This window comes from Vibrio rotiferianus CAIM 577 = LMG 21460 (assembly GCF_002741985.1).
Lineage (GTDB): Bacteria > Pseudomonadota > Gammaproteobacteria > Enterobacterales > Vibrionaceae > Vibrio > Vibrio rotiferianus.
Genome location: NZ_APHW01000020.1, coordinates 46,390 through 72,234, shown reverse-complemented (window position 1 = coordinate 72,234; position 25,845 = coordinate 46,390). Strand labels below are relative to the sequence as shown.

General features: G+C 44.7%; 21 protein-coding genes and 1 pseudogene. 12 read left to right on the top strand and 10 right to left on the bottom strand.

Annotated features, from left to right (window positions below; genetic code table 11):
* The first annotated feature begins 177 nt into the window (after positions 1 to 177).
* A complete protein-coding gene (locus B853_RS09125) occupies positions 178 to 1,416 on the top strand; it encodes a leucine-rich repeat-containing protein kinase family protein (protein ID WP_038885047.1) in 1,239 nt (412 codons plus the stop codon).
* Positions 1,417 to 1,554: 138 nt separating this feature from the next.
* On the opposite strand, the gene B853_RS09120 is transcribed toward B853_RS09125, so the two are convergent.
* Together B853_RS09120 and B853_RS09115 are read right to left on the bottom strand one after the other, a co-directional pair.
* Complete coding sequence (locus B853_RS09120; RefSeq protein ID WP_038885046.1) at positions 1,555 to 2,832, bottom strand: sensor histidine kinase; 1,278 nt, start codon at positions 2,830 to 2,832, stop codon at positions 1,555 to 1,557.
* On the bottom strand, positions 2,829 to 3,506 hold the full coding sequence (locus B853_RS09115; protein WP_010447445.1) for a response regulator transcription factor: 678 nt from the start codon (positions 3,504 to 3,506) through the stop codon (positions 2,829 to 2,831). Before B853_RS09115 ends, B853_RS09120 begins: the two co-directional genes overlap by 4 nt.
* A gap of 153 nt (positions 3,507 to 3,659) precedes the next feature.
* Between B853_RS09115 and B853_RS09110 the strand changes: the two genes are divergently transcribed.
* The 7 genes from B853_RS09110 to B853_RS09080 all read left to right on the top strand — a co-directional run bounded on the left by B853_RS09110 (position 3,660) and on the right by B853_RS09080 (position 11,020).
* A complete protein-coding gene (locus B853_RS09110) occupies positions 3,660 to 4,700 on the top strand; it encodes a glycosyltransferase family 2 protein (protein ID WP_038885045.1) in 1,041 nt (346 codons plus the stop codon).
* A gap of 2 nt (positions 4,701 to 4,702) precedes the next feature.
* Positions 4,703 to 6,121, top strand: a complete 1,419-nt coding sequence (locus B853_RS09105) for an ArnT family glycosyltransferase (RefSeq protein ID WP_038885044.1) — start codon at positions 4,703 to 4,705, stop codon at positions 6,119 to 6,121.
* Positions 6,114 to 6,500, top strand: coding sequence for a GtrA family protein (locus tag B853_RS09100; protein ID WP_173399865.1), 387 nt, complete (start codon positions 6,114 to 6,116; stop codon positions 6,498 to 6,500). Before B853_RS09105 ends, B853_RS09100 begins: the two co-directional genes overlap by 8 nt.
* 597 nt (positions 6,501 to 7,097) lie before the next feature.
* Positions 7,098 to 7,766 (top strand): helix-turn-helix transcriptional regulator, encoded by a 669-nt coding sequence (locus B853_RS09095; RefSeq protein WP_038885041.1) that lies wholly within the window; start codon positions 7,098 to 7,100, stop codon positions 7,764 to 7,766.
* Between the two features lie 24 nt (positions 7,767 to 7,790).
* Complete coding sequence (locus B853_RS09090; RefSeq protein ID WP_010447452.1) at positions 7,791 to 8,174, top strand: RidA family protein; 384 nt, start codon at positions 7,791 to 7,793, stop codon at positions 8,172 to 8,174.
* 40 nt (positions 8,175 to 8,214) lie between these two features.
* Positions 8,215 to 9,621, top strand: coding sequence for a cation:dicarboxylate symporter family transporter (locus B853_RS09085; protein WP_038885039.1), 1,407 nt, complete (start codon positions 8,215 to 8,217; stop codon positions 9,619 to 9,621).
* A 76-nt stretch (positions 9,622 to 9,697) separates the two neighbouring features.
* A complete protein-coding gene (locus B853_RS09080) occupies positions 9,698 to 11,020 on the top strand; it encodes a CoA-disulfide reductase (RefSeq protein WP_038885038.1) in 1,323 nt (440 codons plus the stop codon).
* 84 nt (positions 11,021 to 11,104) lie between these two features.
* On the opposite strand, the gene B853_RS09075 is transcribed toward B853_RS09080, so the two are convergent.
* Positions 11,105 to 13,468 (bottom strand): YgiQ family radical SAM protein, encoded by a 2,364-nt coding sequence (locus tag B853_RS09075; RefSeq protein WP_038885037.1) that lies wholly within the window; start codon positions 13,466 to 13,468, stop codon positions 11,105 to 11,107.
* A 282-nt stretch (positions 13,469 to 13,750) separates the two neighbouring features.
* Here B853_RS09075 and B853_RS09070 point away from each other — a divergent pair.
* From B853_RS09070 to B853_RS09060, 3 genes and pseudogenes are all read left to right on the top strand, one after another.
* Positions 13,751 to 16,209, top strand: a pseudogene (locus B853_RS09070) (EAL domain-containing protein).
* A gap of 71 nt (positions 16,210 to 16,280) precedes the next feature.
* Positions 16,281 to 16,991, top strand: coding sequence for a hypothetical protein (locus B853_RS09065; protein WP_029560957.1), 711 nt, complete (start codon positions 16,281 to 16,283; stop codon positions 16,989 to 16,991).
* 184 nt (positions 16,992 to 17,175) lie between these two features.
* Positions 17,176 to 17,376 (top strand): DUF4250 domain-containing protein, encoded by a 201-nt coding sequence (locus tag B853_RS09060; RefSeq protein WP_005445023.1) that lies wholly within the window; start codon positions 17,176 to 17,178, stop codon positions 17,374 to 17,376.
* Positions 17,377 to 17,398: 22 nt separating this feature from the next.
* Here the strand turns inward: B853_RS09060 and metR are convergent, their stop codons facing one another.
* Complete coding sequence (metR, locus tag B853_RS09055) at positions 17,399 to 18,310, bottom strand: HTH-type transcriptional regulator MetR (protein WP_038885034.1); 912 nt, start codon at positions 18,308 to 18,310, stop codon at positions 17,399 to 17,401.
* A gap of 264 nt (positions 18,311 to 18,574) precedes the next feature.
* Between metR and metE the strand changes: the two genes are divergently transcribed.
* Entirely contained in the window at positions 18,575 to 20,857 is a 2,283-nt protein-coding gene (metE, locus tag B853_RS09050) for a 5-methyltetrahydropteroyltriglutamate--homocysteine S-methyltransferase (protein WP_038885033.1), read from the top strand.
* A 95-nt stretch (positions 20,858 to 20,952) separates the two neighbouring features.
* Here the strand turns inward: metE and B853_RS09045 are convergent, their stop codons facing one another.
* The 6 genes from B853_RS09045 to B853_RS09020 form a co-directional block, all read right to left on the bottom strand.
* On the bottom strand, positions 20,953 to 21,354 hold the full coding sequence (locus B853_RS09045) for a GspS/AspS pilotin family protein (RefSeq protein WP_038885032.1): 402 nt from the start codon (positions 21,352 to 21,354) through the stop codon (positions 20,953 to 20,955).
* 3 nt (positions 21,355 to 21,357) lie between these two features.
* Positions 21,358 to 21,654, bottom strand: a complete 297-nt coding sequence (locus B853_RS09040; RefSeq protein ID WP_038885030.1) for a YciI family protein — start codon at positions 21,652 to 21,654, stop codon at positions 21,358 to 21,360.
* Positions 21,655 to 21,766: 112 nt separating this feature from the next.
* Positions 21,767 to 22,162: an acyl-CoA thioester hydrolase YciA gene (yciA, locus tag B853_RS09035; protein WP_010447478.1), complete on the bottom strand. Its 396-nt coding sequence runs from the start codon at positions 22,160 to 22,162 to the stop codon at positions 21,767 to 21,769.
* A gap of 110 nt (positions 22,163 to 22,272) precedes the next feature.
* Positions 22,273 to 22,836 (bottom strand): septation protein A, encoded by a 564-nt coding sequence (locus tag B853_RS09030; RefSeq protein WP_038885028.1) that lies wholly within the window; start codon positions 22,834 to 22,836, stop codon positions 22,273 to 22,275.
* 120 nt (positions 22,837 to 22,956) lie between these two features.
* Positions 22,957 to 23,199 (bottom strand): hypothetical protein, encoded by a 243-nt coding sequence (locus tag B853_RS09025; RefSeq protein ID WP_010447482.1) that lies wholly within the window; start codon positions 23,197 to 23,199, stop codon positions 22,957 to 22,959.
* A 90-nt stretch (positions 23,200 to 23,289) separates the two neighbouring features.
* A complete protein-coding gene (locus B853_RS09020; protein ID WP_038885027.1) occupies positions 23,290 to 25,845 on the bottom strand; it encodes a hybrid sensor histidine kinase/response regulator in 2,556 nt (851 codons plus the stop codon).

The window sequence follows — 25,845 nt, the reverse complement described above, 5'->3', positions numbered from 1 at the left end:
AAGTCCGTGTTTCAATACAACCTTTTCGATTATTCCTGATGGTCATGGGAGTCTTAAAAGGTTTCATATCCAACAAGGTTTACAGCTTAAATGAACCAAGCGGTATCACGACTCGCGTTTCTTCTTCAAGCCACGTAAACTACGCCGCTTATTTTCATTCAATCAGAAGGCTTGGTTTTGCAGACTCTAGAACTATTACAAACAGGACAATTAGTAGGAATCAAACAACTGAAGTTGGCGGAAGGGCTAACTGAGTTTCCGATGGAAATTTTAGAGCTTGCAGAAACGCTTGAAGTATTGGATTTATCCGGCAACGCACTGTCAGATTTACCTCCAGAATTGGAACAACTGACCAAGCTGAAAATCATCTTTGCTTCGAATAACCAGTTCACCCATTTGCCAGAGGTTCTGGGCAAGCTACCAAACCTTGAGATGGTTGGGTTTAAAACCAATAAGATCAAAATGGTGAGTGAAGCCTCGCTGCCAAGCCAGTTACGTTGGTTGATTCTGACGGATAACGAGATTGAAGCTCTCCCAAACAGCCTTGGTGAAAGACCGCGCCTAAGAAAGCTGGCATTGGCGGGGAACCGTATCAAGCAACTGCCTAATAGCATGGAAAACTTGGTCAATTTGGAGTTGATTCGTTTATCTGCGAACCAGTTAGAGCAGTTCCCGGACGTATTGATGAAGCTGCCTAAGCTGGCGTGGTTTGCGTTCGCAGGTAACCCATTCTGCAAACATCTATCTTCTCTAGACAGTGTGCCGAAAGTGACGACAAACAGTTACTCGCTTAACCATGTTCTCGGCCAAGGAGCGAGTGGCGTGATTTCTCATGCTACCTGGACTGACACTCAATACGACTTCCCGAGTGAAGTGGCGGTGAAAGTGTTCAAGGGCGAAGTGACAAGTGACGGTTACCCACATGATGAACTTGAAGCGTGTCTGCAAGCGGGACATCACAACAACTTGGTGAAATCCATCGCTCAAGTGGATGACGGTAATGAGTTAGCGTTGGTGATGGAGCTGATCCCAAACAGCTACTACAACTTAGGTTTGCCGCCAACTTTGGAAACCTGCACACGAGACACCTTCCCACAAGGGTTTACCTTAACTGTCGAGCAAGTAAATGCCATTGTTGAACAGATGGTGGATGTGTTTAATCACTTGCATGACAACAAGGTGTGTCACGGTGATTTGTATGCACACAATACCTTGGTGAATGAACAAGGTGAGATGATCTTCGGTGATTTTGGTGCGGCGAGCATTTACGGCTATTTATCTGAAGAGCAACAAACTGCGATTAGAACCATTGAAACCAGAGCGTTGACGTACTTTATCGAAGACTTGTTTTCTGTGTGTGAAGAGTCGGCGCCTACGTCACAAGCATTCAAACGATTAGCAGCGCTCATCGCATAGGGTGTCAATTAAGCGAATCAGAAAGAGGTATCAGATTGCCTGTGTTGATACTAAGCAAGTAAGATACCTCTCTGATTGACTCTTTTTCTTAGCAAGTTACGCCTAAGCAATTCGCGTTACTTAGGGTGGAGCTATGATCTACTCTTTATACTCTGAAGCGAGATCAATCAGTGCTTCACATCCACCCTCTGGATGTGTGCCAATCTTAAATTGCCAGCCATAGCGTTGGCATAAGTCATCCACAATCATCAAGCCCAAGCCATGACCATCAGAATGAGGAATACTTGAGAAGCCTTCCCCTTCGTCACGGACTGAGATGGTGTTTTTATCCATGCTTATGTGAATCGACCCTGATGGTGTTGCCGCAATGCCGTTGCGAATTAGGTTGCCAAGAATAATAGTGAGCACCGCTTTGGTGGCTCGCGTTGTTGGATTACCGTTTACCTGAACATCAAATTTGAGCGCTTTTTCATCCGCTTGAGCTTGGCTTTGGGAGATGATTTGGCTGAGTTCCTCTTCGGTAATGCTTCGCATAGGAGAGTCATCTGCATTGCGCTCGTATCGCACTAAACCGAGTAGGGCATCCACCATGGTTGACATCTGTTGCGTGGCATCCTGAATTCGATTCACTTGGCGTGTTTGGAAATCTGTATTCGCACTTCTTGCCAATAAGCTGCTTGAACCTTTCATTACCGTTAGAGGAGTACGAAGCTCGTGACTCGCATATCGAGCAAACGCTTGTTCACGCTTGATGGTTTTATTAATTTCACTTCGGTATTCGTTTAGGTGCGAAGCCAGTTTCTGGAATTCTTGTGCTGATCCGGCTGGAACTAAAAAAATCTGCGTTGGGTCACCATGATGTTGATCCAACTGGCTTTTCAATGAATTTACAGGCTCGATTAGGCTTTGAGATAGTCGCAATAAGAGACTGCCAAACAAAAAAATGAGGACGGCAACGACACTGAGTACTAAAGCGACGACGAAGATAAATTCATCGTAGGTGATTTCAATTTCATCAATGAGCGAAATGAGGATGACTGGGTACTCAACACCATTATGTGTATAAGTACTCATGTAGACCATACGTGATGATATTTCGTCACCGACTTCATCGAGAAACTGTTTTTTTCCTACTAAGTATTCTTGATATTCGGCTGGAACTAACTCTATATCGTTGTACGCGGTGGTTAGCAGGTCGAGTTTAATGATCCCTTCATCAGGATAGAGTTGAAAATGCTCTATGGCTTCTTTTTTGTCTATCATGATGCGACGCTCACCGACACGATCTTCAGACCATAGTAGTGACGCTGTAACTAATAGGAAGCAAAATATACCGATGACGATTGAAACCAAAGAGAAAAACAGAGCTAACCGCCCAGTCATGCTCTGTGTGTTGTCAAGCAGTCGGCGTATCATTCACCACTCTCCAATCTAAAGCCGACTTTCGGTATTGTCTTTAACAGATGTGACTCGAACGGTTTATCGAGTTGATTTCTCAGCTGGTAAATATGGCTGCGTAACACATCATTATTCGGCTCATTTTCTTGCCACAAGCTAAATGCAATATCCTCACGCGTAACGATATCCGGGGCACTTTTTACCAGCATTTCTAAGATGGTGTATGTGGTTGGATTGAGCGCCAGTAACTTGTCTTGCCTGTAAGCTTTTCGTGTTTTCTGGTCAATCGACACTTCACCGTACTCGAGTTTGGCTGAAGCTACAGTCCCACGATAACGACGGATGAGTGCTTCCATTCGAGCTTCTAAGATATCCAAGTCAAATGGTTTGGTTAGGTAGTCGTCTGCGCCATGCTGGAAGCCTTTAAGCATATCGTCACGGCTATCAAGTGCGGTCAGCATCAATACTGGAGTATTGTTACCAGCATCTCTAAGTTTGTTGCATACCGTTAAGCCGTCCATTCGTGGAAGCATCAAATCGAGCAAAATAATGTCGAAGCTGTTTTCCATAGCAAGTTTCAATCCCAACTCACCATTATCTGCATAATCGAGATCCATTCCTGCACACTCGAAATAATCGAAAAGCATGCCGGCAATTTCTCGATTATCTTCGACTAAAAGTACGCGTTTCATGTATTGCTCTCCATTTTTTGCAGATTTTAGAAAATCGCTTTCTGTTTTAACCGAACATTATGCACTAAGGGCGTGAAAAAGATGTCGACAACAACTCTTTCACATTGCAACAAGTAGATTAGTGCAACTAAAAGATTCCAGTGGAAGAGTAGCATGTCGACTTTAAACATTCACGCCGCAACCTTTTCAAAGGTCAATCAAGACTCTGACCTTAAACCGGTTTTGTCTGTCATTGTGCCTTTTTACAATGAACAGGAAGTCCTTCCTGAGTTTCATCGCCGCCTAACTGATGTATTAGATGCTATGCCAGAGCATTGCGAAATTATCTACGTTGATGATGGTAGCCAAGATAGCAGTTTAATGATCGCGCAAAACTTTTCTCAATCCTCTAGCGTGGTTCGTTGTATTGCTCTTAGCCGTAATTTTGGAAAGGAATCTGCCATGAGTGCAGGCCTAGAGCATTGTAAAGGTGAGGCTGTCATCGTGATCGACGCCGACCTGCAGGATCCGCCAGAGTTGATTCCTAAGATGGTCTCCAAATGGCGTGAAGGCTATGACGTGGTGAACATGCAACGCAGTGAGCGTCATGGTGAGACGTGGTTTAAACGTTTCTCTGCGGCTTGCTTCTACAAACTCCTAAACAGTATGGCGAAGCTTGATGTGCCGGAGAACGTAGGTGATTTCCGTCTGTTGAGTGCAAAAGTGGTAAAACACATCAACGCCTTACCAGAGCGTAACCGTTACATGAAAGGTATTTTCTCTTGGCCTGGTTTCAAGCAAGTCACGGTTCAGTTTGAACGCGATGCTCGTCATTGCGGAGAAACTAAGTGGAACTATCTCAAGCTAATCGGGCTTGCTATGGATGGCATCACGTCCTTTTCAATCCGTCCTCTTCGCTTGGCGACGTTGGCGGGTGCTTTAGTTGCGTTTAGTGCATTTCTTTACGGTGCTTTCATAGTGATGAAAACCGTCGTATTCGGTGAGCCCGTCACCGGTTATCCATCCATGATGGTGGTTCAACTCGCATTGGGTGGCGTTCAACTTCTGTCTATTGGCCTTTTGGGCGAATACATCGGGCGTATTTTCGTCGAGACCAAGCAACGTCCTCTCTATCTTGTTCAGTCTGTTTACGAGCAGCCAGCAAAACATCAATCCATCCAATCTCTGAAATTTAAATTGGGAGAAACCGCGTAATCATGAGTATTAATAAAACCCACCTGTGGTTGTTATTGGCGTTTGCTCTTTTACTCCGTCTTATTTCACTAGCTACTTATCCTCTAATGGACACCACGGAAGCCCGTTATGGAGAAATGGCGCGCTTAATGGTGGAAACTGGGAATTGGTTAACCCCGCAATTTGACTACGGTGTGCCTTTCTGGGGTAAGCCACCTTTATTTACTTGGATGAGTGCATACGGTATTGAGCTATTTGGCTTGAATGAATTTGCAGTTCGTGCGCCCCATTGGTTAGCGGGTGTACTGACAATCGGCCTTATTGCGTTTATGGCTCATCGAGCAGGTTTCAGTGCGCTGATCGCTTCTCTCGTCTTGGCGACTTGTGGCATTTTTTCTATCGCAGCGGGAGCGGTCATGACAGACATGGCTCTTACCCTTGCGATGACAATAGCTATGATAGGTTTCTATTACTGCTGGCTTGGAAAAGATAAGTACAGCCGACTTTGGGGCTATTTAGGCTTCTTTGGTTTAGCGTGCGGTCTGCTAGCTAAGGGACCAGTGGCGATTGTGATCATGGGTATCGCTGTATTCCCCTGGCTTATCATCCAGCATGGTTTTTTGGGGGCTTTCAAAACGTTGTGGCAGCGTTTCCCAATTGTTTCCGGATTGGCACTGATGCTAGCAATTGCATTGCCATGGTACATCATGGCAGAGATGGCGACCCCTGGCTTTATTGATTACTTTATCGTTGGTGAACACTTTAAGCGCTTTGTGGTAAGTGGTTGGGAAGGGGACTTATATGGCTCTGCCCACGACCAACCTCGCGGTATGATTTGGTTATTCTGGCTACAATCAGCTGCGCCATGGTCTATCGTTTTACCCGTTTTAGCTTTGAAGCGTAGAAAAGCACTGAAGGAGATCGAAACCGATCATCAGGGTTTATTTACCTTTTTGCTTTGTTGGCTAATTTCCCCAATGATTTTGTTTACGATGGCAGGCAACATCTTACCTGCATATGTGCTTCCAGGAGTTCCCGCGCTTGGGTTAATCATCGCGATGCTAGTCGACAAGCAAGACCTCAAGTGGCTTTCTGGGACCGCAGCTGTTCTGCCGGTTCTTCTGATGATCGCGATGCTAGTTCTGAATCTTGGTAAGGCGGATAGCCGCAGCGATCGAGTGATCTTAGAGCAGGTAAAAGATGACGTTCCTGTCTTCTACGTTGGCAAGCGTCCATTCTCTGGACAGTTTTATAGCCAAGGCCAAGCGAAACAACTCGAAGATCTTGCCGTTCTAGAATCATTACCTCGTTACCATTTAGTTGGTAAAGATCATGAAGTTGATGTTCTCATCAAGAACAAATCATTAAGTTGCATGAACGAGTTTACTGCCAATTCTAAGCGCTCCCTATATAGCTGTATTACTAGTGAAGCGAATGGCTAAATTTGCTCGGTTTGCTTTTGTCGGTGGTGTTGGCTTTGTGGTCGACACCATTATCTTTGCGTTGCTATTCCATTTTATTGGCTTGGATCTAATGATTGCCCGTAGTATTGCCTTTTTGTTTGCGGCCACCACAACCTGGCTTGGTAATCGCTGGCTTACATTTTCCCAATCCAACAAAGCCAATCCTTTACGACAATGGCAAAAGTTTATGATGAGTGCTTGTATCAGTGCGTTACCAAATTTCATTGTTTTCAAAGGCGTCACTTTATTCTTAGGAACTCAAGGTTTCATGGTGTACGTTGCATTAGTTTTGGGAATACTGACAGGCATGGTGAGCAACTATTTGTTGAGTTCAAAGTGGGTATTTCGCCAGGGGTGAGGTTTCAGCACATTCCCAGCTCTGCCTAGAATTAACCAAGCGACTTATTCTCATCACAGTTCAAGCTTTCTTATTCTCTCTTTTACTGAGTTATCGATAAGCCGAGTGTGTAGTGCACTCGGTTTTTTTGTCTGTTCTCTTCCGTTTTTTTCTTTAATTTGCGTCTTTTTGAAATTTGCTACGTCCTACAAGTATGAATTGGGATTAATTCAATGATGCTTGGTGATGTTTTATGCACATTCAGTGGTTTGGTGAATGCTTTAATTGACTGGATTTTATAAATCAATTCGTGCTTCTAAGGAGTCATTACCGTATGAAGTGTTTACTGTGTTTTAGAACTTGCTCTAGATCATTAAAGTGTTCAAAATTGCAATCTTTGATTTTAAATATTTAAACTTTGATGTGGTTTAAGAAATTAAACCGGACTCATATGTTTTTGGTGATCTTGTTCAACTATTGCGCGTGATTTCGATCAATTCTTCGATTTTTGTTGGTGTTTTAGGCGTGAATTGATGGTTTACAGAAGTTTACTCTGTATTGCTCAACTAACCCGAAAGAAGTAATTTACAGTCATTGAGTTCAAAAATGTAAACCAAGATGAAGAGTGTAAAGCAAGTTCGATTCACCGATGAAGACAGAGAATGTTTAAGCAACTACTTTCGTTTGGCAGACACGATTGCCGATTTGATCGGACCGTACTGCGAAGTGGTTATTCATTCATTTGAAAGCTTAGAAAATTCAGTCGTGAAGATCGTGAATGGTCATCATACCGGCCGCGAAATTGGCTCGCCAATCACCGATTTGGGTCTACGTATGTGGAGCACATTCGAGAAAACGGGCGAGGTCTCTCCGAAGAGTTATTTCACCAATGCAGCCGATGGCTCGCTACTGAAATCGACCACGTGCATTTTGGCTGGTCCAGAGCAAAAGCCGATAGGCATGCTGTGCATCAACATGAACTTATCTTTCCCATTCCCTGAAATCGTTAAAACACTGATGCCGCAATGCAATGTATCGCAAACTCTAGTCAGCGAAACGTTCAGCAACAACGCGAATGATGTCATCAAGCAAGCGTTGAGTGCAGCGATGCAAGAAGTGGATCAAGACGAGACGATTTCAACAAAAGGTCGCAACAAAGCCATCATTCGTTGTCTGTTTGATAACGGCGTATTCGAGCTTAAAGAGACGACCACACAAGTATCAGAGCTACTTGGGATCAGCCGTCAGGCGGTTTACAAGTTTATCCGTGAATTTAAATCAGAATAAAATTAATAACTTAGGAGTTACATCGTGAAACAGATCATTGCCACTGAACAAGCACCAGCAGCTATCGGCCCTTACTCTCAAGGTACGGCTTATGGCGACATGGTTTACACATCAGGCCAACTACCACTGGTTCCAGAAACCATGCAGTTTGTTGAAGGCGGCATCAAAGAGCAAGCTCGTCAGTCTCTAGAGAACTTAAAAGCGGTTCTAGAAGCAAGCGGTGCGGGCCTAGACACAGTATTGAAGACAACATGCTTCCTATCAGATATGGAAAACTTCGCCGCATTTAACGAAGTGTACACAGAGGTATTTGGTACAGAAAACGCACCAGCTCGCTCTTGTGTTGAAGCAGCAAGACTACCAAAAGACGCATTGGTTGAAGTTGAAGCCATTGCATACAAAAAATAACCGATTTTCGGACATAAATGGGTATCAATAGGAGATTCTCATGAGCGTTTCATTTATTGGATTGAGCATCCTGTTCTTTGGGTTCTACGCATTACTTGCGAACTTCAAAAAACAAAAGAAAAGCTTTAACTTCCGCGTACTGAGTGCGCTTGCTGCTGGTCTGTTATTCGGCGGTGCGATTCAACTCGTATTCGGTGTTGGCAACGTGGCAACGGCAGGTTTTGCTGAACTGATTTCTGTGTTCGGTAAAGGCTACATCAAGCTTCTACAAATGATCGTAATCCCACTAGTATTTGTGGCGATGATCTCTTCGATCATGAACGTAGAGGGTGGCGGTGCACTTTCGCGTATCGCACCAAAAATCATCGGTATTCTACTTTTCACTTGTGCTATCTCTGCGGCAGTGGGCATCGCAAGTATTTACCTATTCGGTATCGATGCAAACGCGCTAGTGAGCACAATTGGTACCAACGGTGCGATTGAAGCTCGTGGTGATGCACTAGTAGCGACGCAAGATGCAATGGCGAGCAGCGGTCTGTCAGGTATGGCGCTGTCTATCATTCCAACCAACATCTTCGACATGCTAACGGGTTCTGAGCGTACATCGACACTATCGACAGTATTGTTCGGTATGTTCCTTGGCTACTGTATCCTGCAAGTGAAAAACCGTAAGCCTGAGAAAGTGCAAAACTTCGTTGATTTCATCAACTCTGCGAAAGAAGTAGTTCTTTCAATGGTACGTGAGATTCTTAAGCTGACGCCTTACGGTGTATTCGCTCTGATGACCACGTTCATGATGACAAACGATTTGTTCGCACTAGCAGAAATGGGTCGCTTCCTACTAGCAAGCTACGTGGCAATCGGTGTAATGTTCGCAATCCACTTCGTGATGGTGTCTATGTTCGGTCTGTCTCCTGCGAAGTTCATGAAGAAAATCTGGCCAGTGCTAGTATTCGGCTTCGGTTCTCGCTCAAGCATGGCGGCAATCCCACTAAACGTTGAAACTCAAACTCAACGTCTAGGTGTGGACGAAGAAACAGCAAACATGTCAGCAACATTCGGTACCAGTATCGGTCAGAACGGTTGTGCGGGTATCTACCCAGCAATGTTAGCTATCATGGCGGCTCAAGTAATGGGTATGCCAGTAGACCTAGGCTTCATCGTACAACTGATTGCTGTAATCGCGATTGCTTCATTCGGTATCGCAGGTGTTGGTGGCGGTGCAACGTTCGCGGCGGTAGCGGTGCTGACTATCATGGGTCTAGATATTACGGTTGTGGCGATTCTGGTTTCTATCGAAGCACTTATCGACATGGCTCGTACCGCGCTTAACATCTCTGGCTCAATGTTGTCAGGTGTACTAACCGCGAAGAAGAATGGCTCACTAAACACTGAGCAATACAATGCTGACGTTACTGCAACAGTAACAAAAGAAGCAGCAGTGTAATTTCCAAACTTAATAAAGAGCACCCAACGCGGGTGCTCTCCGTTTTTCCTGAGTTCAGGTTATTTAGGTAATAAATATGAAAGTTGTTGTCGTAGGCGGTAGCGCTGCAGGTATGAGTTTCGCAGCGAAATACAAACGTAATCAGCCATCAGATGAAGTGATTGTGCTGGATAAGCGCGATTACATCTCGTTCGGTGCGTGTGGTTTACCTTATTTTGCTGGTGGCATGTTTGATGACACTGAGCGCATGATTTCTCGTACGCCAGAGCAAGCGATTAAATCTGGCTTGGACGTGCGTATTGAAACCGAAATGGTGGCACTAGACCGCACAGAAAAGCAGATTAAAGTTCGTCACCAAGAGGAAGAAAGCACCATCGATTACGATATGTTGGTGATTGCCACGGGCGCACGTCCAATCGTGCCATCTTTCGGTGAGTTCAACCCAGAGCACGTATACACGCTAACCAGCATGGAAGATGGCTTGGCAGTAAAAGAAGCGCTTAAGGACAGCAACAAACAACGCGTTTGTGTGATTGGCGGCGGCTTTATCGGCCTTGAAGTGTTCGATGCCGCACACTTACTGGGTAAGCACGTCACCATCATTGAGCGTGAACAACACGTGATGAGTCGTCAGTTCAGCCCTGAGATGATTGAAGTGGTAGAAGGCGCGATTCGTGAATCTGGCGCTGAGCTTAAAACCGGTTGCAGCGTATCAGCCATTCGCGACGCAGAGCAGGGCGGTTACATCGTAGAAACCGACAACGGCAATGTTGAAGCAGACGTTGTGATCATGTCACTTGGCTTCAAACCAAACACAGAAGCGTTGGAGTTACCAAAAGCCGCGAACGGCGCATTGCTAGTCGATGAGTTTGGCGCAACAGAAGATGCGCACATTTACGCTGTTGGCGACTGTGCCGTGGTTCACCATATGGCGCTAGGCAAATCAGTGTATGTTCCACTGGCAACCACAGCGAATAAGCAAGCGCGCATGATGGCCGACAAACTTGCAGGCAAAGACACTTACATGAGTGGCTTCTTGGGCTCGTCTTGTTTAAAAGTGCTGGACTACGAACTGGCATGTACAGGCGTATCAGAACTTCTAGCTAAAGAACATGGTTTGGAAGTGAAGGTTTCAACCATTTCAGATAAGAACCAAACCGACTACTACCCAGGCCAAGAAGACATTAAAGTGAAGCTGGTTTACCACCCAGAAACTAATGTGCTGCTTGGTGGCGAAATCGTTGGCAAGAAGGGCGCAGTGGGCCGAATCAACGCACTCGCTGTTGCTATCACTGCGAAGATGACCACACAGCAACTAGGTTACATGGACTTCTGCTACGCACCACCATTCGCACGTACTTGGGATGCACTAAACGTTGCAGGTAACGTAGCGAAATAAGTTAGCTATCCGCGTAATTAAAACAAAACAAAAGGGCTCCAGAGTTATCTCTGGAGCCCTTTTTAGTATTCAAGTCATATTGAATTAACGGCGTTTCGGTTTGCGTTGACCAGCCGGTTTGCCTTGTCCTTGAGGACGACCTTGACCTTGTGAGCCCGCACCGTTTGAACGGTTTTGGTTGTTGCTACCAGGACGTGATCCCGTATTAGGACGCTGACCGTTTTGGTTGCCACGACCTTGGCCGTTTTGACCACCTTGCGCTTTACTTGAACCGTTGCGGTTGCCAGATGGCTTGCCATCACGCGAACCACCTTCAGAGCGTTTATTCAAGTGACCACCGAAGCCCGGTTGGTTCTTGGTGTGTTTGGTCGCAAAACGGTTTGCACCGTGACGACCAGACTTACGACGCTGTGCTGGAGTTTGCGCATCAATGTCTTCTGCTGGAACCAGACAGTTCGGCTTATCACCAATCAGGTGCTTCTTGCCCATGTTGATCAACGCTTCACGGATCATTGGCCAGTTATCTGGATCGTGGTAGCGAAGTAGCGCTTTATGTAGACGACGTTGACGTTCACCTTTTGCTACTGGCACATCTTCACGTTGTTTGTACTTCACGCGTTTCAGAGGGTTTGTCTCTGAGTAGTACATTGACGTTGCGTTACACATCGGCGATGGGTAGAAGTTCTGTACTTGGTCACACTCGAAGTTGTTTTTCTTCAACCACAGCGCCAAGTTCAGCATGTCTTCGTCTTCGGTACCTGGGTGTGCTGAGATGAAGTAAGGGATCAGGTATTGCTTCTTACCCGCTTCCGCGCTGTACTTCTCAAACATCTCTTTAAAGCGGTCGTAAGTGCCCATGCCCGGTTTCATCATCAGATCCAGTGGACCTTTCTCGGTATGCTCTGGAGCAATCTTCAGGTAACCGCCTACGTGGTGAGTTACAAGCTCTTTCACGTACTCTGGTGATTCAATCGCTAGGTCGTAACGTACGCCTGATGCGATCATGACTTTCTTCACGCCTTCCACTTTACGCGCGGCACGGTAAAGATCGATGGTGTGTTTGTGGTCCGTGTTTAGTTTGTTACAGATACCTGGGAACACACAAGAAGGGCGACGACAGTTTGCTTCTGCTTTTGGATCGCTACAGCCAAGACGGTACATGTTTGCTGTAGGGCCACCCAAGTCAGAGATTGTACCGGTAAAGCCCGGTACTTTGTCGCGGATCTCTTCCAGCTCATTGATGATTGAGTCTTGTGAGCGGTTTTGAATGATGCGGCCTTCGTGCTCGGTAATCGAACAGAAAGAACAGCCACCAAAACAGCCACGCATGATGTTAACCGAGGTCTTAATCATGTCGTAAGCAGGAATTTTTGCTTTGCCGTACATTGGGTGGGGAACACGTGCGTACGATAGGCCGAACACGTAGTCCATCTCTTCTGTGCTTAGCGGGATCGGAGCTTGGTTTACCCAAAGCTCACGGTCACCATGACGCTGAATCAGTGCGCGGCCAGAGTATGGGTTGGTTTCCAAGTGCATCACACGGCTCGCGTGCGCATAAAGAATACGGTCGTTGTTGAGTTTTTCAAAATGAGGCAGGCGGACAGCGGTCGTTGCTGCATCGTGACGCGATGGACGAATCGTGATCGGCTGTGCGACGGGCTCATCTTTTTTGGTATCGCACTGAGTTTCCACTTCGTAAGGGTTCTTAGGTACGAACGCTTCTTTACGAGGTTTCTCAATACGAGAAGAATCGATAATGGTGTAGCCTTCTGGCTCAGCCGCAAGGTTTACCGCAGTACCGCGAATGTTGGTCATGGTCGAAATGTCTTCGCCATCGGCAAGACGGTGCGCGACTTCCACTAGGGCACGTTCTGCGTTACCAAAAAGAAGGATGTCCGCTTTTGCATCGAACAGAACAGAGCGGCGAACTTTATCAGACCAGTAATCGTAGTGAGCCACACGACGCAAACTTGCTTCGATACCACCAAGAACGATAGGTGTGCCTTTATAGGCTTCACGACAACGCTGTGAATACACCAAGGTTGCACGATCAGGACGTTTACCGCCTTCGTTGTTTGGCGTGTACGCATCATCGTGACGAAGCTTTTTATCCGCCGTGTAACGGTTGATCATCGAGTCCATGTTACCCGCGGTGATCCCGAAGAACAGATTTGGCTTACCAAGCTGCATGAAAGCATCTTTGTTGTTCCATTCTGGTTGAGCAATGATACCAACACGGAAGCCTTGTGCTTCCAGAAGACGACCAATGATCGCCATACCAAAGCTCGGGTGGTCCACGTACGCGTCACCCGTGACAATGATAATGTCACAACTATCCCATCCTAGGGCGTCCATTTCTTTGCGGCTGGTCGGCAAGAAAGGTGCCGTACCAAAACACTCAGCCCAGTATTTTTTGTACTCATGAATAGGAGTAATGTCGTTGGTCATATTTTGCTCTCTGTTCCAGGGAGCGCGAATTATAGCGATTTGGTGATCAGGTATCTACAGGCAAGTGACATATCTCTCTTAGTTCTAATCGTATTGCCAATAGAGAATTGAGCAAGTTGGTTCTTAAGTGAGCGGTTCAGCAATTTTGTCCTTATTTCATATAGGGTTAAAGGTGTTGATCGAACTCAAACTTTAGCCAAAAGCTATGGTGTTCATGTTATGGAGTTTGTCTATACTCAAATTGACGCATAGTCTGTGCTAGGGAATAAGTGAGGTTAAGTGATGACAGAACTACTTAACGCGGTGTCGCAATCTGAGCCCACACTAAAAAGTGAAACAAAGGTCATAAACTGGTCGTTGAATATCGATACGCAAGTATTTGAGTGTGATCAGCAAGCCTTAATGAAAAGTTGCGAAATAATGGTGCCGTTGACCTGTTTTGAACAGTTGTTCGATTACATGTCGCCAGAACAAAAAGAAGAGGCGTCAATTCGGTTTAGTAGAGTGAAAGCATTAGGTGGGGAAGAGTTTTTTTCGTGCTGTATTACCCCCCCCAGCCTGATGTTTTTGTTCATATTGAATGTCGGTTCGAAAAGATAAATAGCGCTTATATTCAGGGGTCATTGATTCCTCAAATCAAAGTCAAAGGGCAACAAGAGCAAGCCAAAATTTTAGAGACGCTTTTCAATTTACCAAACGTGGGTGTTTTGGTTGCTGACTCCGAGACCAGAATACTGGGGTGTAATTCCGCATTTGAAAATCAGATGGGTTACCAAAACCTTGATATTGTTGGCTTAAAAACTCAAATCTTCAGTTCAGAGTTACACAGCAAAGAGTTTTACGAGAATATTTGGCGAGAGGTGGAAACAGAAGGGGTCTGGAGTGGTAATTTGCTCAGCCTGAATGCTTCCGGTGGCGATCAGGCTCACCATCTTTGTCTCTATAAACTTGCTTTATCGAATGAACGCGTTCTCTATATTGGCTTTTCAACAGATATATCCGCTGCTTTATTCAGGCTTACAAATGCTAAAGAAACCAACTCCCATTGGATCAGTTATCTACCAAATAAAAATGAGTTTGAGAAGAAACTCACCGCTTTGTGCACTGACGATATAAAGAACGATATTAAGATTGTTATGACTATCGCACCTAACTTTAGCTCTCAATTTATGGTTGAAGAGCAACTGGGTCTATCTGATTTCTTAATGCGTAGTAAACATGTCAGTCTAGCGAGTCAGCTTACTAAAAATGTCTTTTCTATTTGTATACAAACACCTAAATGTCGATGGCTTAGCCCTTTACGATTGATACAAATTGCAATTCGAGGATTCTTCGCTGAACTAAGGGCGGAAGTGGGTTCTGAAATGCACGATTCCGTTGTCGCAGGTCGTACTGGTGTTTCGGTCATCGGATATGATACAGACAGCCCAACCAAAGCGATTGTGCAAGCTGCACAAGCAATGGTTTCTGCTAAATCTGGGATTGAGAATTACTTCAATTTTTACAATAGTGATTTGCACACAGAGTTGGTAAAACGACTGCAATTAGAAAGTGTCTTGAGAGAGAAAATTGCCAGTAGGGAAGTTGATGTTTATTTCCAACCAATCATAGAGGCAAGAACTGGTCGAGTGGCTAAGTTTGAGGCGCTTGCTCGCTTTCATTTACAGACTCAGCAATGCAGTACTCAAGAGGTGATCGCCATCATTGAGGATTTAGAGCTGGTCTCTGCACTTGATGATCTTGTGTGTCAAATAGCCATTGAGAAGTTTCCACACTTGCAGCATGTTTACGGCGAGGACGTAGGCTTAACGATTAATCGTTCGTTGAATACGCGGTTGGATTCTCTCCAGGTAATACAAAATTCCTTTGAAATTATCCAATCTAGTAAGGTTGATCCTAGAGTGGTAACAGTGGAGTTGACCGAAACCGCATACTTTGAACAAGATGTTGAGCATAAGCTGGCTTTGGAGCAAATACGTCAGCACGGTATCAGTATTGCTATTGACGATTTCGGGACGGGTTATTCTTCTTTTTCATACTTAGAGGATGGTCAATTTGATGTCCTTAAAATTGATAGAAAATTTGTTCAGAACCTAACGGAAGGTAGTACCAAATACAATATTGTCAAAATGATCACTCAACTCGCTCATAACCTGAATGTAAAAGTGATAGCTGAAGGTGTTGAAACCGTGAGTGAGCTGAGGGCATTATCCAGAATTGGCGTGGACTATATGCAAGGTTTTGTGTTCTCAGAGGCATTACCTTTGTTGGCGTACGATAAAGCTATCAGTTATGAGCATCTGTTTGAGGATGTGCAATCAAAGCCAAACCCAAATGCAACATTGCTTTCGCTGTGTCATTCAAACGTTCACCACCTTGACCCGGGTGATCCGTTGTCTCTTGCGGTAGAGTTTATGAACTTGAACCCTGACTCTCCACTCGTGGTTGTGGACGAGAAGCAATGTGTAGGAGTGGTATTAAGAGAGCACATAAGTTTGCACTTGACGCCCTCTATGGGAACCGATTTAGAAACAGAGAGAGAAGCTAGAGTTTGGAAGAAACCTGTCAATCAAGTGATGAGTACCAAATTCCAGAGTGTAGAAGCAAGTACACAACTCAAAAATATTCCAGAGTTGCTGCAAGCAGACATTGCCTTTCCGTGGGTGGTATGTGACGAGAAGCATCACTATCGAGGTGTTATTACACAAGCTGACGTCTTACATTACTTAGCAAATAGTTAGCAAACCATTACTCGAAGGGTGGCGAAGCAGTAGTCTGAACAAAGGCTATTTGCTATTATCGCCACCCCAAAATGACTTTTGAGTTTGCATTCAACATGATTCAACAACTGCTGTTAACTTTTCCTCCTATGCTATTTGGCGCCCAAGCGCTGTTGACCTTGCTTTTGATTAAGGGCGATATCTGTCCGGGTCAACGTGGTCGTCTGCACAAGATGTTGCCATCAATTGGCATTCTTTGGTTAGCAGTAGCATCGCTTCGTATTGAAGCATTCATGATTGTGTTCGCTATCTTCTATTTTTACTCACAAGTTCAAACCAAAAAAACACGTGAAAAAGGTCCTTTATGGGCGCTGCATCTTGCGAACGGTTTGGCGTTTGCTTATGTGAGCATTCAAGTGATAGAACAACCGCACTGGGCTGCTTCCGCTTCTATGGCTCTGATGGTTTTCTTCTTAGGGGCAGTATTTGCTCAGCTTCTACTTGTAATAGCGCGTAGTCGTTTGCAAGCTTTCCATCGCATTCTTCCAGTGACAGGCGTGGTATCAGGTATGCTGTTGGTTGTGATGAGCCTGTTCTCTGCCTATCAATTAGATGAAGTGACGCTTAACTCTGTTACTCAACATATCTTGGCGTCATTGGCGATGCTGATTATGGCGATCGTGGTTTGGTGTTGGCATATCTTTACTCATAAAACACCAAACAAAGTTCAGGTTGCAGCGGCATTGTTACTTGCTCTTGCTTCAATGACCAGCCTTCAAGGTCTATTCCTGCTTAGCGCATAAGCCTATCTGTTTAACACTCCTATCAGAATTCTTATTGATGAGCTCGGGATTTAGACCGAGCTCACTTTCAAATCATTAGATTAAGTCTACGCTTTAGATATAGCCTCTATTGGTTTAGAGCGCGCCAAGACGTATTTGCTCAACAGAATTGAGGCAAAATACCTTGTTTTAGAGGAGTGTCGCTATGGACTTAAGCAATGTGAGTAACTGGGACAGCATTATCTTGCTGGGTATCGTGAATGAAAAGTTGCGCTTAGAGTGCGACAGCTTTGAAGAACTGGTTTCTATGTATGAGATGGACGTGGAATCGGTGGTGGGCAAGCTTGACATGCTTGGTTACCAATACGACCCACTTACCAATCAATTCAAATCCTACGAACGTTAATTTCGTTTCTATATCCCATATTTTAAGCCATCTTGATGCCGTCAAGGTGGCTTTTGCATTGTTGGCGCGCGGTGGCAAAGAAGGCTTGCAGGTAACGCTTATCCTTTTCTGAGTTGCGTGTTGCTGCAAACAAGCGACGCCACAACCCATCCCCAAATGGCTTGCTGGTGATGAGCCCTTGTCGCGAAAACTCCGAAATAGCCCAATTAGGCAACGCCGCGACGCCCAATCCTGCTGACACCATTTGCACTAGCATCAAGGTATTATCTGCCTGTTTCCATTTGGCTGGTTCCACACCTGCTGGTTGCAAAAAGTGTTTTACCACATCCAACCTCTGTTTCTGAACCGGGTAGGAGAGCATGGTTTGATCGGCAAGATCTTCTGGTTCAATGATCTCTTTATTGGCAAGCGGATGGCTGGTGGACGTGATCAAGCGCATTTCGAAATCAAACAGTGGCTCATAATGCACTTCAGAGCGTGGCTGAATATCGGAAGTGATGACTAAATCAAGTTCTCCAGCGAGTAAGGCGGGAAGCGGCTCAAAACCAAAGCCAGAGGAGAAATCGAGCGTGACACTTGGCCACGTCAACTGATATTCCTTTAGGGCCGGCATCAACCACTGGAAGCAAGAATGGCACTCAATCGCCATGTGCAAGCGACCGTTAACGTCCTCTTTTAGGCTGGCCAGCTCGTTCTCGGATCTGGCGATCTTTGGCAATATTTCATCAGCAAGACGCAGTAGGATCTCTCCTTCAGAAGTGAATTTTACTGGGCGAGTTTTTCGTAAAAACAGCTGACCACCAATGCGAGATTCTAGGTCTTTGATTTGGTGTGAAAGGGCGGATTGCGTTAAGTGCAATGCCGTCGCGGTCGCAGTGAGTGACCCAGTATCTCTTAACGAGGTGAGGGTACGTAAGTGTTTCAACTCTATCATGAATCCCTTTCATCCTTATGTGTCTTCCATGAGCCATATTAACTTACCGATAAAAAATGGATATGTAAACGTCTAGACGTCCATTTATATCAATCTAGTGCGAGTGAGATCGCTCACTATGAATTTTTTTAATAAACAAGTTGAATAATTGGATGTTGTTCAATTCATGCATGAGAGAGATAGTTTTAGCCATCCAGACATCTTGGTGAATTTCATTCCCGATGTGCTGACCTCAATATCAGAAAATGAATAAGGAGTACGGACATGGCTACGACAACGCATATTCTTGGCTACCCACGCATTGGCGAAAATCGCGAACTGAAGTTTGCACAGGAGGAATACTGGCGAGGTGAAATCGATCAAGCTGAGCTTAAAAGAGTCGGCGCGGCACTACGCGAGAAAAACTGGAACACCCAATCAGAGGCGGGACTGAGTTTCGCAACTGCCGGAGATTTTGCTTGGTACGATCACGTATTAACCACGACGCTGCTTTTGGGTCATGTTCCTAAGCGTCATGCAGCTGGCTTCCCAGATCTGGATACCTTATTCAAAGTGGGTCGTGGTCAGTCTCAATCGGGGTGTGGCTGTGCAGGTGCAGCGGCCTCTGACATGACTAAGTGGTTCAATACCAACTATCACTACATTGTTCCTGAATTCAGTAAGGACGATACATTTGAAGTCAGCTGGCCGCAGTTGTTTGAAGAAGTGAACGACGCAATCAAAGCGGGGCATAAAGTAAAGCCTGTGTTGCTTGGTCCGCTTAGCTATCTGTACTTGGGCAAAGAAGTAGAAGAAGACTTTGACCGCCTTACCTTACTGCCGAGATTACTAACAGCGTACCAAGCGATTTTGTCTAAGTTGGCAAGCCAAGGTGTGGAATGGGTACAAATTGATGAGCCAATTCTTTCACTTGAACTTGAAGATAAGTGGGCTGACGCGTTTAACTTGGCTTATCAAGTGATCCGAAGTGATGTGAAGGTGCTTCTCACGACCTATTTTGATTCTGTTACTGACACGATTGATAAGGTTATAGATCTGAAAGTCGATGGCTTGCATATTGATTTGTCAGCCGCTCCAGAGCAGCTAGAGGAAGTTGTCGCTAAACTACCACAAGGTTGGGTACTTTCTGCTGGTGTGATAAACGGCCGTAATGTTTGGCGCTCAGATTTAAGCTCCCAGTTAGAGCGCTTGCAGCCAATCAAAGACAAACTTGGTGATAGGCTTTGGGTCGCGAGTTCTTGTTCACTTCTGCATAGCCCTGTGGATTTGGAATTGGAATCAGCGCTAAGTGATGAGGTGAAAAGTTGGTTTGCGTTTGCAAAACAAAAAGTGACTGAAGTAGCGCTACTTGGACGTGCACTCGATGGTGACCGCAATGCGATCCTCGCTTGTGATACATATAGCCAGCCAATAAAAGCTCGTAAAACCGCGACTCACGTAAACAAGCCACATGTGCAAAATCGTTTGAAAGGGATTTCGGCTTCTTTGACGGAGCGCAGTGTTCCTTATGTCGAGCGTGCGGCGCATCAAGCCGAGGTGCTAGGTTTGCCATTGTTGCCTACTACGACTATCGGTTCTTTTCCCCAAACCGGTGAAATACGTGTTCAGCGCAGTGCGTTCAGAAGCGGTCAACTTTCAGAGGCTGAGTACCATCAAGCGCTGAAAGGTCACATTGCCGACGCGGTAAAGCGTCAAGAAGCGCTCGACCTTGATGTATTGGTACACGGTGAAGCTGAACGTAACGATATGGTGGAGTATTTTGCAGAAAACTTAGCTGGCTTCCAAACCACCAAGTTTGGGTGGGTACAAAGCTATGGATCCCGCTGCGTGAAACCTGCGATTGTGGTCGCTGACGTAGAACGTGAAAAGCCAATTACGGTAGAGTGGTCGACCTACGCGCAATCACTAACGAGTAAGCAAATGAAAGGTATGCTTACTGGCCCTGTGACGATTTTGTGTTGGACATTTCCTCGTGAAGATATCACTCGCAAAGAAATTGCAAACCAGCTCGCCCTTGCGTTGCGCGATGAAGTATCAGATTTACAAGATGCTGGTATCAATATTATTCAAATTGATGAACCTGCGATTCGTGAAGGCTTACCTCTGAAAAAACGCGATCATAATGAGTACCTCAACTGGGCCGTTGATGCATTTAAGATCTCGGCAGCTAGTGCGAAGCCAGAAACTCAAATTCATACCCATATGTGCTATAGCGAATTCAATGAAATTATTGACTCTGTTGCGGCAATGGATGCGGATGTCATTACTATTGAGACGTCTCGTTCTAACATGGAGCTACTCAAAGCGTTTGAGGATTTCAATTATCCAAATGAAATTGGACCTGGTGTGTACGACATTCATTCACCTAACATCCCTACAGAAGATTGGATTGAAGGCTTGATCAAAAAAGCGGCAGAGAAAATACCAGCGCAGCGCTTGTGGGTGAACCCAGACTGTGGCTTGAAAACTCGTAACTGGACAGAAACCGAAGCGGCATTGGCCAACTTAGTGTCAGCGACTAAAAAGTTGCGCGCAGAGTTAGCATAAACCAGTTATGTAAGTATCTTAGAGAAACAAAAAAGCGAGGACCGTTGTCCTCGCTTTTGTATCCCTGATTGGTTTTAGGTAAACCAATCCAGCAATTACTGTGGCTTTTGAGTCGCAGTACAAGTTTGTTCAGATACCAACTCATCTGCTATTAATTGGCCACGAGAGTTGCGGATCTTAATTCGGTACATCAATCCCATATCGATTTGCTTACGTACTGCAGGTGTATTGCAGTATGTGTAGATACTGGTGTTGAGTACTTGATTTAACGGCTTAGCACCTAGCGCATCGTCGTTATAGATCATCATCATCTCAACAACATTTTTATTGGATGAAACGCGCAAGATCTTCAGTGGGCCATACTCAACAGGCAGGCCTGCAGATAGAACGCCTGCTCGGTTTGATGCCATCAGTTCAAGCTGACGTTGTTGGTCATCGTTAGATGTACAACCGGCTAACGCACCAAATACAAGGAAGAGACACAGTAATTTTTTCATAACTTAAAATACTTTCTTAAACGGTTTTACGATCACGTTTTCGTAAACACCCGCCGCAATGTAAGGGTCAGCGTCTGCCCATGCTTGGGCATCTTCCAAACTAACAAACTCTGCTATCACGGTTGAGCCAGTAAAGCCTGCTTCACCGGGATTATCGGAATCGACCGCTGGCATTGGTCCTGCTGTAAGTAGGCGACCTTCATCTTGTAATTGTTGTAAGCGCTCAAGGTGTTGAGGGCGAACACTCAGACGTTTTTCCAACGAATTCTCAATATCCTGAGAAAAGATGACATACCACATAGCATAGTTCCTTAATTGGGAGGGTAAAGTGTTAATTTAACGCCTTTTTTATACCACGAACAAGTTTACATGCGAAATTGTGAAGCAATTCCTAGCATTTAAGTACAATAGATTACTTTTGAATCGGGCGTGGTTTACCGTCACTATCGATGGCTACGTAGTTGAATGTGGCATCACAAACCATGAAGCGGTCTTCAACACCGTGTACTTTGACTGGTTTTACCCAAACCTCTAGATCAACGCTCATTGAAGTACGACCAATTTTACTGCATACGCCGTAGCAACATACAACGTCTCCAACGCTAACCGGCTTTTTAAAGGTAATACTGGAAACTGAAACAGTAACAACGCGGCCGGAAGATATTTCTTTGGCCAAGATTGCACCAGCTAAATCCAATTGAGACATGATCCAACCGCCAAAGATATCGCCGTTGGCATTTGTGTCGGCTGGCATAGCCAAAGTACGAAGCAGTAATTGCCCTTTAGGTGAATGACCTTCTTCACTCATGATGACATCCTAATATTTCTAATATGCAAAAAATGGAGCAAACAACAAAACAGCGACCCAAGGGTCGCTGTGAATAATCAATGTGCGCGGATTATAGCAAAACTGAGTTTTTAATCATCAACCGATACATCGGATGAGTCTTCTTTCTGCTCTTTGGGCATGTGTTTGTAGATGTAGAAACCTGTCGCGATCATGTACGCAAACGTTGCAATCAACAAGCCAAATACTTTGAAGTTTACCCACACATCTAATGGAAGCTTAAAAGCAACATAAACGTTTAAGCCCGCACAGAGAGAGAAGAAGCCAACCCACGCCCAGTTGATCTTCGTCCAGACGGCTTCTGGTAAGGAGATCTCTTTACCCAACATGCCTTTGATTGCTGATTTACCCATCGCATGGCTAACTGCTAGACCAATGGCGAAGATCATATAAACGATGGTGACTTTCCACTTAATGAAGTTTTCATCGTGTAGGAAGATAGTCATGCCACCGAAGATTGCGACCATAGCAAACGTAATGAGCTGCATCTTTTCTACTTTTTTGTATAAAGCGAACGTCAACACAATCTGAATCGCGGTTGCGACGATAAGTGCCCCAGTCGCAACATATATATCGTACATCTTGTACAGGGCAAAGAAGACTATGAGGGGAATAAAATCAATGATTTGCTTCATATTGCAGAAAAACCGAGTTGTTGAGTTGAGGACAGTCTAGCGGAATCTCGGGCAATGTGAACACTTGAAGGTGTTTAGAGACAAAAATTGCCACGGTTACGCGGCAATTTTCTACTTTGGCTAAGCTACGTTTTGGTACTGGGAGACCAGTGATTTTACGTCTTCTAAGTAGCCTTCGTGCAATAAATTGTGGACCGTCATTTCAAGCTCTTCTTCAGACATTGTGAAGCAGGTTGATTTCCCTGTCATGATAGACAAATATTGATGGTATTCATCTTCAGTAAAGTGCCCAACTCTGTCTAACAACAGTGCTTTTATACCGTGGTGTATCAATCCGTAGTAAGTATGTCTCTGCATTAGCATATAGCCTCCTCACAGTACCAATAACTTAATGTATTAATTGGTACCGTAATGTTCCTATTGCTGACGATGTTGCATAACAAGTGCCATGTTTTATATCTTTTCTACTTCTTGTTCTCTTGTATGCTGATTATTGAGCCATCGATCAAGAATATTGTTGAGGGCAGTTATGGTCGTAGGTTTTGAAAGGCGATCATCCATCAACTCGTGAATCAGCTCTAGTTCACGAGCTCCTGACTCTCCTGATAAAGCAATAATAGGGGTGTTTGGAGATAACTCTTTGATTTTTTTGCTTGCTTCAAATCCATTCATGATTGGCATCTGTACATCCATCAATACCAAGTCAATATGATTTGATTTGAATATATTGACGGCAGTTTCACCGTTGTTTGCTTGAATAGTATTGACCTTAAGTTTATCAAGATACATCTGAACCAACGCACGTTGGACTTCTTTATCATCGACGACAAGAATCGTTGGGGCATTAATTTTGACGTTGTTAAATTGAAGCCCGTCACGACTCGTTATCGCTTTACTCGGTTGAGCTGACAGTGACTGTAGGTTGGTTATCTTCTTGGCGATAGGTTTGATAGCATTTGGTACCACTGGGAAATATAGATAAAACTCAGTGTATTGCCCTAAGACCGATTGACACTCGATTCGGCCTCCAAACGAGCGCATAACACGTTGACAGTAGCCAAGACCAAGTCCGCTACCACCGCTTTTTTGGTGGCTGAAAAAGTCCTCAAATACTCTGTGCAGAATATTTTCGTCAATGCCAGGCCCGGTATCACGAAAGACGAGAGTGTTTTCATACTGGCCAATCTCATATTGAATCTCAATTTGACTCTGAGGGTAAGAATCGAAGTAGTAAATCGCATTTCGCAAAAGATTGAAGATGACAAAGCTAAACAGTGTTTCGTTTAAGTTGGCAATAAAATCATTATTCTCAGATAAGTGAATACGTTGACTTGTTTCAGCACTTTCAAACCCATAGCGCTGTACCGCTTGCTGAACAGCCGCCTGAATGGAGACTTGTGAGCTTGGCTCATGCTCTTGAGCGTTGTCGCTCACTTCGCGCAGAATAATATCAATAAGCTGGCGACCTCTTTGAATTGCGCCTTGTCCTTTTTCTATATCAACTAACGTATCTGCTGTTTCTGATTTCTTTTCGATATTCTGCTTTAGCTTTTCAAACTGGAGCTGAACTTGCGCTAATGGATTTCGCATTTCATGGGCAATCGAATTCGCCAGAGCACGACTCTGTCTGATCTTCCTGTCGGCTTCAATGGTTGTCTGGACGCGGTTTAATAGCGTTTGCAGTGCCGAAATTTCTTCGTTGGAGAAGAGTGCATTATCGATTTTGTGAGGAGAGATAAGCAAGTGAGTCACTGACTTTCCTTTTCCAAAAAGCGGTAATACGAGTGCAGTCTTATTCGAGCTCATTTTCTCATGCAGCTGTTTTAGTTCGCGTTCAGTTGAATAGGACTGCTCCAGCCGTTCCACCAACTCGTCAAAAACCAGTGCAGATTTCTTATTAGGCAAGTAGTTTTCATAAACGGTTTCGGTATAACTGCTGGTCACTAGACGAAGCTTCTCACTTGATATATTCAGTAAAAAAGCTAATTGATGCATTGCATCATCGATTGAGTCTTTAAACTCACTTTCTAGAGAAAGAATTTGCTGGACGGGGGTTAGAACTTCCCCATAGATGAGGAAGGAGGTATAGCGACTTACCTGTTTGAATACAGCTTGCCAAGTTATGCCTATGAATGAACAGATGAAAGCAGCAGTGACCAATTGGTGACTTTCTGATAACGGGATGTATAAGGCAACGAGGGGAATAGAGTACATTGCTGCAGTAAACACCGCGGTGATTACCATGTATGTCAAATACCTAGCGCTGTAAAAACGTGATGTCAGCAATGCATATCCGACAAAGAGCATTTCGCTGATGGATAGGGCTGGTGGAAGCCAAGTTAGCGAAAAGTCATTAAGGAAAAAAGTCATTCCAACCTGAATTGTTAGCGTAGAAAGCATAAAGATAACAATCCCGGCAATCATGTAGTTAGAGCGGACTTTGATAAGCCTAAATTTACTTCCTTTAATATAAAACAGGTTTTTTAGCGTAAGGATGATCAACACAAAAACCAAGGTGAAAAATAAGCTAGTTAATGGGCCAAACTGAATTGAAAACTCACTAGGTGCTGCAAAAGCAACATCAATGACGGTAAGTCCTGGTACTAGATTTATTGCTATAGCGACTGTACTAAAGGCTAAGAGCACCAACTTTTGGCTGGACTTTAGCTCTGGTTTTGATATTCCGGCACTAAGTAAACACGAAAACGTATAAGCAAATGCAAATGCCGAGTAAGCAAACAAATTCGACAATACGGCTAAACCAATAGATAGTGTTTTTCCGAGCAATAACGGCAACTCGGTGTGAAAGTACACATTGGTTAGTATCCACAGGCATAGACTGAAAGAGTAGCCGATGTAATAGAGATAATACCCAGATTTAAAATCATAGTGCTTACGAACTAATGAGTTGATGAAGTATCCGATCCATGCCAATACAAAGCCAGCAGTCACGACCAGTGTTATTGCTTTTGGATACGTCATTACGTCAAAGAGATTCAAAATATCCAT